This is a genomic window from Citrobacter sp. RHB25-C09 (assembly GCF_013836145.1).
Taxonomy (GTDB): Bacteria; Pseudomonadota; Gammaproteobacteria; order Enterobacterales; family Enterobacteriaceae; genus Citrobacter_A.
The window spans coordinates 2,404,551-2,417,166 of record NZ_CP057483.1; the positions used below are offsets into that span (position 1 = coordinate 2,404,551).

8 protein-coding genes are annotated in these 12,616 nt (G+C 52.3%); 6 read left to right on the forward strand and 2 right to left on the reverse strand.

Annotated features, from left to right (window positions below; all coding sequences use genetic code 11):
• Positions 1-119 precede the first annotated feature (119 nt).
• From HVY19_RS11190 to HVY19_RS11200, 3 genes are all read left to right on the forward strand, one after another.
• Positions 120-1,214 (forward strand): NapC/NirT family cytochrome c, encoded by a 1,095-nt coding sequence (locus HVY19_RS11190; RefSeq protein WP_181680670.1) that lies wholly within the window; start codon positions 120-122, stop codon positions 1,212-1,214.
• 21 nt (positions 1,215-1,235) lie between these two features.
• Complete coding sequence (locus HVY19_RS11195; protein ID WP_181680671.1) at positions 1,236-3,680, forward strand: trimethylamine-N-oxide reductase 2; 2,445 nt, start codon at positions 1,236-1,238, stop codon at positions 3,678-3,680.
• A 337-nt stretch (positions 3,681-4,017) separates the two neighbouring features.
• Positions 4,018-6,519, forward strand: coding sequence for a DNA/RNA non-specific endonuclease (locus HVY19_RS11200; protein WP_181680672.1), 2,502 nt, complete (start codon positions 4,018-4,020; stop codon positions 6,517-6,519).
• Positions 6,520-6,559: 40 nt separating this feature from the next.
• Here the strand turns inward: HVY19_RS11200 and HVY19_RS11205 are convergent, their stop codons facing one another.
• A complete protein-coding gene (locus HVY19_RS11205) occupies positions 6,560-7,672 on the reverse strand; it encodes a hypothetical protein (protein WP_181680673.1) in 1,113 nt (370 codons plus the stop codon).
• Positions 7,673-7,987: 315 nt separating this feature from the next.
• On the opposite strand from HVY19_RS11205, the gene dhaK reads away from it, so the two are divergent.
• Genes dhaK through dhaM form a run of 3 tightly spaced genes read left to right on the forward strand, consistent with a single transcriptional unit; the run spans position 7,988 to position 11,130 of the window.
• Positions 7,988-9,058, forward strand: a complete 1,071-nt coding sequence (gene dhaK, locus HVY19_RS11210) for a dihydroxyacetone kinase subunit DhaK (protein ID WP_181680674.1) — start codon at positions 7,988-7,990, stop codon at positions 9,056-9,058.
• Positions 9,059-9,068: 10 nt separating this feature from the next.
• The gene (dhaL, locus tag HVY19_RS11215) at positions 9,069-9,701 is read left to right on the forward strand and encodes a dihydroxyacetone kinase subunit DhaL (RefSeq protein ID WP_181680675.1); all 633 of its coding nucleotides are present in this window, start codon (positions 9,069-9,071) and stop codon (positions 9,699-9,701) included.
• 10 nt (positions 9,702-9,711) lie between these two features.
• Positions 9,712-11,130, forward strand: coding sequence for a dihydroxyacetone kinase phosphoryl donor subunit DhaM (gene dhaM / locus HVY19_RS11220; protein ID WP_181680676.1), 1,419 nt, complete (start codon positions 9,712-9,714; stop codon positions 11,128-11,130).
• 53 nt (positions 11,131-11,183) lie between these two features.
• Here the strand turns inward: dhaM and HVY19_RS11225 are convergent, their stop codons facing one another.
• Positions 11,184-12,539: a glycoside-pentoside-hexuronide (GPH):cation symporter gene (locus tag HVY19_RS11225; protein ID WP_181680677.1), complete on the reverse strand. Its 1,356-nt coding sequence runs from the start codon at positions 12,537-12,539 to the stop codon at positions 11,184-11,186.
• Positions 12,540-12,616 lie beyond the last annotated feature (77 nt).

Sequence of the window (12,616 nt, forward strand, 5' to 3'; positions counted from 1 at the left end):
TCAGAAATAATTGATTGCGTTGTTTTCTTCCCGTTGCCTGTTGATGAATATCAAGGTTTACCCCTTTTGAGTTACTTATCGTCTCGTTACTGCTGGATATAAACATAACGAGAATAGGAATGCGTAAAATAAATAAAACCCTGGCGATAACGTGTTTGCTGGGTGTTGTTTTAGGTGCCTTAGTGATCCTTGCCGCACAATGGACGTTACATAAAACGTCAAGCACTGAATTCTGTTTGTCCTGCCATACCATGCAAGCGCCTTACGAGGAATATACTGGCTCCGTGCACTTCCAGAACCAGAAAGGAATTCGGGCGGAGTGTGCAGACTGTCATATCCCGGAAGACGGGATGGATTATCTGGTCGCTAAAGTCCTCGCCTCGAAAGATATTTATCATCAATTCATTTCTAAAAAGATCGACACCCCGGAGAAATTTGAAGCGCATCGACTGGAAATGGCCCAGACGGTATGGTCGCAATTGAAAGCTAATGATTCTGCTACCTGTCGCACTTGTCACAGCATGGACGCCATGGATCTCAGTGCCCAACGCCCTGAAGCGAAAAAAATGCATGAAATGGGCGTTAAGGAAAACCAGACCTGTATCGATTGCCATAAAGGCGTCGCCCACTTCCCGCCAGAAATCAAAATGGACGATACCGCTGTTAAAGCGTTGCAAACGCAGGCTGTCGCCACACCTGCAGACGCTAAAACGCTTTACGTGGTCAGCAATACTCCATTAGGCGATCTCGGTACCGTTTACCCGGCCACTGAACTGCACGTGCTGAAAACGGAAGGCACGGTACGCCAGGTTGAAATTCGCGGCAGTCAGATGCAGGGCAGCGAACAAGTGATCTACTTTGCCACCGGCCAGCGGCTGATCCTCGCCAGCCTCAACGAAAAAGGCCAACAGGCGGTCAAAGCCCTTTCCGACTGGAAGAAAGATGATTACGGCAACAGCTGGCGCGACGTGACGCTTGAGGGCGAATGGCGCGAGTCTGCGCTCGCCAGCCGCCAGCCGATGTGGGATTACGCGCGCAAGCTGGACGATGTCTACTGCGCCGGTTGTCATGCGCCGATTCCCGCACACCATTACACCCTGAATGCCTGGCCGTCCGTGGTGAAAGGCATGGGGGCACGCACCAATATTAGTGAAAATGAGCTGGACATTCTGAGCCGTTATTTCCAGTACAACGCGAAAGACATAAAAGAATAAATAAGAACATCAGGAGCTATTATGAGACTCACAAGACGCGACTTTATTAAAACGGCTGGAGCAGCAACAGGTACGCTGGCGATTACGTCTGCAATGCCAATGCCTGCCTGGGCGGAAGGCCCGGCCGGAGGCGCTATTCTGACCGCCGGGCGTTGGGGTGCGATGTATGTTGAGGTCAAGGACGGGAAAATCGTTTCCTCAAAAGGTGCGCTACCGAAAACCGTTCCTAACTCATTACAACAGACCGCACCGGATCAGGTACACACTACAGCACGTATCAAATATCCCATGGTGCGTAAAAGCTATCTTGAAAACCCCGGCAAAGCCGACGGCAAACGCGGTAACGACCCGTTTGTTCGCGTAAGCTGGGATCAGGCGCTTAAGCTCATTCACGAGCAACACAGTCGCATTCGTCAAAGCTATGGCCCCTCCTCCATTTTTGCCGGTTCCTATGGCTGGCGTTCCAGCGGCGTGTTGCATAAAGCGCAGACCCTGCTGCAACGCTACATGAGCATGGCGGGTGGCTATGCCGGACATACTGGCGACTACTCCACCGGCGCGGCGCAGGTGATCCTCCCCTACGTAGTGGGTTCGGTTGAAGTCTACGAACAGCCAACTACGTGGCCGATGATCCTCGAACACAGCCAGGTTGTTGTGCTGTGGGGCATGAACCCGCTTAACACACTGAAAATTGCCTGGAGTAGCACCGACGAGCAAGGGCTGGAATATTTTCATCTGTTGAAAAAGTCGGGCAAAAGCGTCATCGCTATTGACCCGATGCGTTCGGAAACCATTGAGTTCTTTGGCGACAATGCAACGTGGATCGCGCCAAACATGGGTACCGACGTAGCCATGATGCTGGGTATCGCGCATACACTGGTGAAAAAAGGACTGCACGACAAAGCCTTCCTTGATAAGTACACCACCGGCTACCCGCAATTTGAAGAGTATCTGCTGGGTAAAACCGACAAGACCGAGAAAACCGCCGCCTGGGCTGCGGAGATCAGCGGTGTGCCTGCTGAACAAATTGAGAAGCTGGCAGAGATTTTCGCGGGTAATAAAACCATGCTGATGGCGGGCTGGGGGATCCAACGTCAGCAATACGGTGAACAGCGTCACTGGATGCTGGTCACCCTCGCGGCAATGCTTGGCCAGATCGGGACGGAAGGCGGTGGTTTTGGTTTCACCTACCACTACTCCAACGGCGGCAACCCGACACGCGTTGGCGGCGTACTGCCTGCAATTTCCGCACAAATCGCGGGCGGATCGTCCGCAGGGAACGACTGGGCAGTCTCTGATGCGGTCACCAGTATACCGGTCGCCCGTATCGTCGAAGCACTGGAAAACCCTGGCTGTAAATATCAGCACAACGGAAAAGAGCAGACTTTCCCGGATATCAAAATGATCTGGTGGGCCGGCGGCGGTAACTTTACGCATCATCAGGATACCAACCGCCTCATCAAGGCCTGGCAGAAGCCGGAACTGGTGGTTATTTCTGAATGCTACTGGACCGCGGCGGCGAAGCACGCGGACATTGTTCTGCCTATCACCACCTCCTTCGAGCGTAACGACCTGACGATGACCGGTGACTACAGTAACCAGCACCTGGTCCCCATGAAACAGGCCGTACCGCCGCAGTTTGAGTCGCGTAACGACTTTGATGTTTTCGCTGACCTGGCCGAAATGCTCAAGGCCGGTGGTAAGGCAGTCTATACCGAAGGCAAAGATGAGATGGGCTGGCTGAAACAGTTCTACGATGAAGCACAAAAAGCGGGCCGTGCGCAGCGCGTATCAATGCCTCAGTTCAATGCATTCTGGCAGCAGAATAAGCTGATCGAAATGCGTAAGAACGAGAAAAACGAGAAGTATGTGCGCTACGCCGATTTCCGCAGCGATCCAGTAATGAACGCCCTTGGTACGCCTAGCGGTAAGATTGAAATCTACTCGAAAACCATTGAGGGATTTAATTACAAAGACTGTCCGCCGCACGCCACCTGGTTGGCACCTGATGAGTGGAAAGGCTCTGCGGACAAAGATCAGCTACAGCTCCTGACCGCCCATCCGGCGCACCGTCTGCACAGTCAACTTAACTATGCGGAACTGCGTAAAACGTATGCAGTAGCCGACCGTGAGCCAGTGACCATTCATCCCGAAGATGCGAAAGCCCGTGGTATTGCCGATGGCGATTTAGTTCGCGTCTGGAATGCGCGTGGACAGGTACTGGTCGGTGCCCACGTCAGCGATGGCATCAAACAGGGCGTGATTTGTATCCATGAAGGGGCATGGCCGGACATCGAAAATGGAATCTGTAAAAACGGTGGGGCCAACGTGCTGACAGCGGATATTCCGACTTCACGCCTGGCAAACGGCTGCGCGGGTAATACCTCGCTGGTGTATGCTGAGAAATATCAAGGCGAAGCACCGAAGCTGACCGCGTTTGAAGAGCCGCCTATCGTAGCGGCGTAACCCCTTCCCCCGTCGCTTCAGGATATGCCAGTCAGTTGCTCAACTGACTGGCATTTTTCTGCTCAAACAAGACTATGATTATCGCCACGGCACCTGTCGATGAAGGCGGTAAGTGCGATTGTCATATCGTTTTTTCTTACTGCTATTACCGTCACTAAACATTCACCCACGATGTTCTGGAAATTTCTGTTCGTGGAATAAGCAGAATAAACAAATCGTATTACAGACAAGCCCACCCGGTGCTCCGAATACTTCATTATAAAGGTCGCTCTTAACGCGTAATTACGGAGCAACCTCGCTTTAATGAATACTGCGTTATTAATTGCGGAGGTATCAGATGGCTTTTTTCCGTATTGCAGACGACCAGTTTCGTGCGCAAATTGCCAGCGCAAAGGCCCGTAAAAAACCCCAAATTCGAGGCGATCAAGATTCCGCGAGAGCGGCTCGAATTGATAATATCCAGCAGTCGGGCGCCGGATTTTCAGGTCGTGATTATGAACGGATGATTGGTCGCAATGACCTCTTACCGGTGAACTATTTCGAACGTGGTGCGCAGGCCGCGCGAGCCGTTGGGCGTATTGGCGCAATCACCGCGGATAATTTTGGCGATGTCAGTCATTTCTGGGGAACCTGTTTTCTGGTATCACCGCATCTGATCTTAACGAATCACCATGTTATTGAAAATTTTGCCAGGGCTGCTTCTGCCATCGTCGAATTTAATTATCAGCGCGATATCAGCGGCAACATAATGCCGACACGCCGCTTTCGGCTCAATCCTGAAATGGCTTTTTTTACCTCCCCGCTTGATGCTTACGACTACAGCCTAATCGGCGTCGATCCCGTGGCGATGAGCGGCGGTTTCGCTCTGGCGGATCAGGGTTTGCTGCGTCTGAACCCGAATCTGCATAAGGTTGAAGAACATGAGTTTGTCAGTCTGATCCAGCATCCTGGTGCAGAAGAGAAATATGTCTCGATCCGGGAAAACAAAGTCGTACAGATTGGTGATTTCGGTCTGGCCGTACCAGATCACTGTATCTGGTACACCTGTGATACTGCTGCAGGCACTTCCGGCGCGCCGGTCTTTAGCGATCAGTGGCAGGTTGTCGCACTGCATCACTGCGGAATAGCAGAAGCGAAAATAGTAAATGGTGAGAAAAAAATCCAGTTAGTCAGTGGCCGATGGGTCAGTGAAAGCGAAGCGGAGCAAATGCATGACAGCGACGTAAAATATCAGGCCAACGAAGGAATACGCGTCAGCGTTCTGCTTGCCGATCTGCGTCAACAATTAGCCGCCAGCCCAAACAGTACAGTCCAGGCTCTGTTCGACGATATCGACGGGATACGGGCATTTTCTAATCTTCCACGCCAGGAAAGCGTGGTCGCTCCGGGTTTCACGTCTGCGGTAATTCAGCCGGAGTCGGCGAAAGCCCGGCGTAAACCAACGAAAAACCGTTATGAGCCCCAACACTTCGAGGGACGAAAAGGTTACCAGGCAAGTTTTCTTGGCGCTGCAATTCAACTCCCTGTTCTGACCGATCGCGCATTGCGGTTTGGGCGAGTCGCCGAGGTTACCGGGCGCGATGATGGTGAGCTCAAGTACGAACATTTCTCCATCCTGTTTAATGCCGATCGCCATATGGCTTTCTTTACGGCGGTTAACATTGATGGCAGTCAATCCGTTGGGTTCGACCGGGACACAGACAAATGGTATTACGATCCGCGCGTTGCGGAAGAGCTTCAAATTGGCGACGACTTCTATACCAATGAAGCGGTGCCGACGAAGAATTATTTCGATCGGGGTCACCTGGTTCGTCGACTGGATCCCGTCTGGGGGACGGCAGACGAGGCGGCAAGAGCCAATCAGGATACCTTCGTTTTTACCAACTGTACGCCGCAATATTTCGCCTTTAATCAGCGTGACGCTCTCTGGCAGGGCCTTGAAAAGTTCATTTTGAGCAACACGGACGACGATAATCTGAAAGCGTCAGTGTTTACCGGCCCGGTATTTATTGACGATGAGTCGCAAAGCATCGCGGGTGAACTGCTTAGCAAAGATGAAATACATCGCGGCGTTCTGATTCCTCAGGCGTTCTGGAAAGTCGTGGTGGTGACCGATGCCGCCAGTCGACTCTACGCCAGCGCGTATATCGTCAGCCAGGCGCAGTGGGCGAAAAACTTGCCGTTTGAGGCGCTACCAGTAGGCAAATTCCGCGACTATCAGGTTAGCGTGGCGCAATTACAGGCGATCACCGGACTGAAATTCGATGCTCTGGTTGAAGTGAACGATGTTGGCCGCCATCTGACAACACTGCAACCGCTCCGCGGTCTGGCCGATATCAGTCATCCCCGGCGCGGCACCACGACGAGCTATGGGCGCTTCGTGAGTTTTACCGCATTCCTCGATTCCTGGGAACGTATGCGCGCGCAATTAGAAGCGCCGACACCGGATCTGGCCACTCTGGAAGCAAAAGTTAAGCGTCGGGAACGCGACGTTGTCGATATTAACGCCGTGATTGTCGAATATTCAGGTGTTGCGGGCGAACACCAGCATGCCATTTTAAATATCACAGCGGTTAACCAGAACGATCCGGATATCCAGGCTGATATTCAAAGAGTGATCAAAGAACGGGAACCGGTATTTCTGGCTATCAGAGTCGGCGACCATCTCGGTCTGCCCGTTCCGGTTCCCGATTTGGCGCGGGATGTCTCCCTGCATCTGAAAGGTGAATGGATCCCCAGGGACAAAGCGTATAATCATGGCGGCGAGAAAATGTCAGTGATTCACTTTACTCACCACCCGCTAGGTTTTGTCTGTACACCCACAAACTGTTTTTCCTGAATAATGGAAAATGGGCCTGACATTTCAGGCCCACTGGCATTTACTGTTTGAGTTGCCGTCTAAAGCCTTCCAGCTGCTGGTCAAACAGCGATTTCACTTTGATGAGATAAAAGGACGGCATCTCGTTTTTCTCATAATCGTGATAAGCGAACGGCATTAGCGTGCCGCCAGAGAGATTGACGTTGAGTTCGCGATCGCTCGCCTGTGCTGTAAGCGAGCCATCAATAATATCGACCCCACCGGTGTCTGAAACAATCCAGTTTTGCGTCAGTACCACTTTTCTGACCGCAAAGTCGGCTTTTGAATTTTCAAAAAGGCTCACATTGTCGGCAATTTGCGACTGCAACTCGCTGATGACCTGCGGCGTTTTTTGGAGGGTTTTATTACTGCGCTGCTTATATTCTTCAATCTCTGCCAGAAGGATTTTACCGACATCACTGTCGTCATATTTATATTCTTCCGCGCTGCGGTACAGGTTTCGGAAAAAGTCATACTGTTTTTCCCGATCCAACGCTTCGATAGCCTGCTTGTAGCTTGCATAAACCGGATAGATATTTTTCTTGCAGGATTCAGCAATATAATTCTCATCAACATCGCTGTTACGGTTGCTGCCATCCGCACTGCACGCCGTGTCCAGCGTCGGCGCATATCCCCCCATGTATGACAACCCAAGCATCGTTGCCAGGTAGGTATTAAAGGGGAGATGATTCGCAATCACCTCATCTTTTTTAAACGCTTCGCGCAACTGAGCTTCAGAGGTTGCAAGGATCTTGCTCACCTTATCGTAGAAGGCAAAATTATCCTGCGCTTCCTTTAACTGCGCACTATTGTTTTTGAGATAAAATTGCAGGTTGTTATTCACATTACTGAACGTACCGGCCACGCGTTTTTGGAGCTCATCGTTAGTGATAGTGAGCGCTTCAGGGGTCAATTCGCAATGGTAAGAAACAATCACCCGATCACGATTATCCTTCCCCTCTTCCCAGCTACCATTAACGCAGTCACTGCGCGTTTCAAAGGCTTTTCCGGCGGTCAACGTGGAATCAATATTATAATTGACGGACTCTTTTACCTGCTTAATGGCTTCTGAATCGCATGCGGTAAGCAGGACAGTTGATACACAAGCCAACAAAAATTTAACTTTAAGACTCACAAAATTTACCTTAAATATCAATAAATTGATTAAGGTAATTTAACACAATTTGTTCTGTCTTACATCATCAACGGTTCGCTCGCGTCAGCCGGGAAACAATGCGCCTTTAGAGCTGGGTCTGATATTGCGATACCGCAGAAAAGTGCCTTAGCTCACATTCTCAACGCTAAATTCCCCTGCGTATGCCTGTTTGCAACATAGTACGGTTTAGTTTTTGCGCTAATTCACTGTGAGTACAACTGCTATTCCCTAAATTTTAGAAAAACCGTCGTATCACTGAAATCTTCATTCCAGAAGCATCCCCGGAGCAACATAATGAAAAAATTGATCAACCGTGTGGAAGATGTATTAAGTGAACAACTGGCTGGCCTGGCTAAAGCGTATCCTTCGCTGACCCTGCATCAGGACCCAGTCTATGTCACCCGAGCCGACGCGCCTGTTCAGGGCAAAGTGGCCCTGCTCTCCGGTGGCGGTAGCGGGCATGAGCCCATGCACTGTGGTTATATCGGGCAAGGTATGCTGTCAGGCGCCTGCCCAGGCGAAATATTCACCTCGCCAACACCCGACAAAATGTTTGAATGCGCGATGCAGATTGATGGTGGTGAAGGCGTTCTGCTGATCGTGAAGAACTACACCGGCGATATTCTCAACTTTGAAACGGCAACGGAGCTGTTGCATGACAGCGGCGTAAAAGTCGCCACGGTGGTGGTTGATGACGACGTTGCGGTGAAGGACAGCCTCTATACCGCCGGGCGACGGGGCGTTGCCAATACGGTTCTCATTGAAAAGCTGGTTGGCGCGGCGGCAGAACGCGGCGACTCGCTGGAAGCCTGCGCCGCTCTCGGGCGCAAACTGAATAATCTCGGACATTCCATTGGCGTTGCGCTCGCCGCCTGCACCGTTCCTGCCGCTGGAAAGCCGTCTTTTACGCTTGCCGACAACGAGATGGAATTTGGCGTGGGTATTCATGGTGAACCCGGCATCGATCGTCGCACGTTCTCTTCCCTCGACCAGTCCGTGGACGAAATGTTTGACACTCTGTTGGAGAACGGTACATACAGCCGCACGCTTCGCCACTGGGATCCGCTTCAGGGTAGCTGGCAGGAAGATAACCAGGGCAAACAGCCTTTGCGGCAGGGTGACCGTGTCATCGCGCTGGTCAATAATCTTGGCGCTACGCCTTTGTCTGAACTTTACGGCGTGTATAACCGTCTGGCTGAGCGCTGCCAGCAGGCAGGCATTCACATTGAGCGTAATCTGATTGGTTCATATTGTACGTCACTTGATATGACCGGATTCTCCATCACCTTGTTAAAAGTGGACGAAGAAACGCTGGCACTCTGGGACGCTCCGGTTCACACCCCTGCCCTGAACTGGGGTCACTAAGGAGAACACGATGTCACTCAACAAAACACAGCTTGTTAATTGGCTCTCCCGCTGCGCAGAGATCTTCAGCAAAGAGAGTGATTATCTCACCGGGCTCGATCGGGAAATTGGTGATGCTGACCACGGCTTAAATATGAATCGTGGTTTCAGTAAAGTGGTCGAAAAGTTGCCCACTGTGGCCGATAAAGACATTGGCTCCATTCTCAAAAACACCGGCATGACGCTGCTCTCTAACGTTGGGGGAGCCAGCGGCCCTCTGTTTGGCACCTTCTTTATCCGCGCGGCGCAAGTGACGCAGGCAAAGGAAAGTTTAACCCTCGAGGAGCTTTACCAGATGGTGCGCGAAGGCGCTGATGGCGTGGTGGCCCGGGGGAAAGCCGAACCGGGCGATAAAACCATGTGTGATGTCTGGCTGCCGGTCGTGGAATCGCTACGCCACTCCTGTGAGCAGAACCTGTCAGTCCCCGATGCACTGGACGCCGCCGCCGCGCAGGCGGAGGTCGCCGCGCAGAGCACCATCCCGATGCAGGCCCGTAAAGGCCGCGCCAGCTATCTCGGCGAGCGCAGCATTGGGCACCAGGATCCGGGTGCCACCTCGGTCATGTTTATGTTGCAGATGCTCAGCGCAGCGGCAAAAGAGTAAGGACAATGAAATGGTAAACCTGGTCATCGTCTCGCACAGCGCCCGACTTGGTGAAGGGGTCGGGGAACTGGCGCGGCAAATGCTCTACGGCGACGGCTGTAAGATAGCCGTTGCCGCCGGCATCGACGATCCGCAAAGCCCGATCGGTACGGATCCGATTAAAGTGATGGAGGCAATTGAATCGGTAGCCGACGCCGATCATATCCTCGTCATGATGGACATGGGTAGCGCGCTGCTGAGCGCTGAAACGGCGCTGGATTTACTCGACCCGTCCATCGCGGCGAAAGTGCGCTTATGTGCCGCTCCGTTAGTGGAAGGGACGCTCGCGGCGACAGTCAGCGCCGCTGCAGGGGCGGACATCGAGAAGGTGATTGCGGATGCGATGAACGCGCTGGAGGCCAAACGTGAGCAACTGGGTTTACCCTCCCCAGGGACGGAAGCGCAAGTGACTCCCGCCCTCACCCCAAAGGACGGCGCGGCGAAATCGGTATCCGTCGTGATTCACAACCCTAACGGCCTGCACGTTCGTCCCGCATCCCGGCTGGTTGCCACGCTCTCAGCATTTAACGCCGAACTGCTGCTGGAAAAAGACGGTAAATGTGTGACCCCGAACAGCCTTAACCAGATAGCCCTGCTTCAGGTTCGTTGCCATGACACGGTACGTCTGCTGGCAAGCGGTGAGCAGGCTGATGAAGCGCTGGCCGCCTTTAAACAACTGGCTGTGGATAATTTTGGCGAGTCGGCGCATTCTGCTGAACGTTCCTCTGCTGCGCCGCCGTCCATCAGCGGGCGAGCGTTCTGGTACCGTCCGGCGTTACCGCCCATTTCGCGTGCATCGTCCCAAACACCAGAAAGTGAACAGACCCGGCTTCGTGCCGCAATCGACTGTTCGCTGCGGGATCTGCAGGCGCTGGCAACGCGTGCTGAAGAGAGCGTGTCAGGCGAAGTGGCGGCAATCTTTGCCGGTCACGCGATGCTGCTGGAAGATCCTGAGCTGTTTGAATCCGCCAGTGAAGTGTTACACCGTGAGCGGTGTACGGCCGAATATGCATGGCAACAGGTGCTCAGCGACGTTATCACTCAGTACCAACAGCTTGACGACGTCTATCTTCAGGCGCGAGCAGTAGATATTGACGATCTGATGCAGCGCACATTGCGCCATCTGACGCAAACCCTGCAACCCCTTCCCGACATGACCACACCGGCAATCGTGTTCGCAGATGACCTGTTTCCCTCGACGGTGCTGGCGTTTGATCCAACGTTAGTGAAAGGTATTTGCCTGCGTGCGGGAAGTCCACTCTCGCATAGCGCGCTTATTGCTCGTGAGAGGGGGATCGTCTGGCTGTGTCAATTGGGGGAAAGCATTGATAATGTGAACACGAATGACGTTGTGACGCTGGATGCGGCCCAGCAGCGTATCGTGCGCTAGTCCGTTAATTGTCGTTATCCGGCCGTTCTGACCGGATAACGGCAGACAATACGTTAATTCGCAAACTGCCCTTTTTGCAGATCCTGCACCACCCTATTCATTTTCGCCGCATTCAATTGATAAAACTTAATTGAAATCGCGGTCAACAGGTAGAACAGCGCCGGTAACAGGGTAAACAGGAAAACCACTCCCTGTATGGAATCTGCCGACTGCGTCGCGCTATTGGTTGCATAACCGTAGAACGCCAGCACCCAGCCAATGATCGCGCCGCCCACCGCAACGCCCAGTTTGATGACAAAGATATTTGCCGCTACGTTCATCCCTGTTATCCGGCGACGCGTCTTCCATTCACCATAATTATTAGCATCGGTGATCATCGACCACTGAATAGCCCCATTTCCGACCTGGATAATCTGGATGGCAAGGTGAACCAGTAACGGGATGATCCACCACTCTACCGGCAGGAAATAACAGGCAACGCCCAGCGCTGCGTTAATGATGTTGACCCAGAAAGAGAGCTGGATTTTACAAAAGCGGGTGCCAAACGGTTTGGCTAATACCGACCCCAGCATTGAGGCAAACATGCCACCGAGCATAAACCAGGTAATTACATCTGCGCCTTTGTTTAATACGGTATTAACGTAATACACCACTGCGCCACCGCGAATCACCACCGCCACCAGCATCATAAAGTTGTAAATGGATAAGATGCGCCATTGCTCGTTTTTAAAGAGAATTTTCACATCACGTAAGATGTTCATATTTTCTTCTTTGATCGGCTGTACGCGCTCTTTGGTGGTGAGAAAGCAGATCAGGAACATCAGGCAACCAATGATCCCAAACAGCGCCATCGCTATCTGAATACCCGATGCCCGGTCACCAGGGGCAACGAAATCCGCCACCGGCAATATAAACGCCGTTCCTAATGCGCCGCCGATTGGCGTGATCGCAAAGCGCCACGACTGCAAAGAGAGATTTTCGTCAGGATCGGCGGTTAATGCCGCGCCCAGTGAACAATAGGGAATATTAATGGCGGTATACATTAATGTCATAAATATATATGCCGCAACCGCATAGATAATTTTTCCATTGTCGGTAAAGTCCGGCGTGGAATAAACCAGCACACAGCTCACGGCAAAGGGAATACAAATGGCTAATAACCAGGGACGAAAACGTCCCCAGCGCGTCGCGGTCGCATCTGCGATAGCGCCCATCACCGGGTCAGTGATGGCATCCAGCAGACGCACCAGTAAAAACATGGTCCCCATGACGGCGGGCGGCAGGCCATAGATGTCGGTATAGAAATACGCCAGGATGGCAACGGAGGAGTCAAAGACAATATGACTTGCGGCATCTCCCAGGCTATAGCCTATTTTTTCTTTTATGGGTAATCGTTCCACTTCAGACATGGGTCATCCTTTTTAAAATAAACGCAGTATTCTTTATTCCGGGGATGATCATTTCTTCACAGATGGTTATTTCGGTC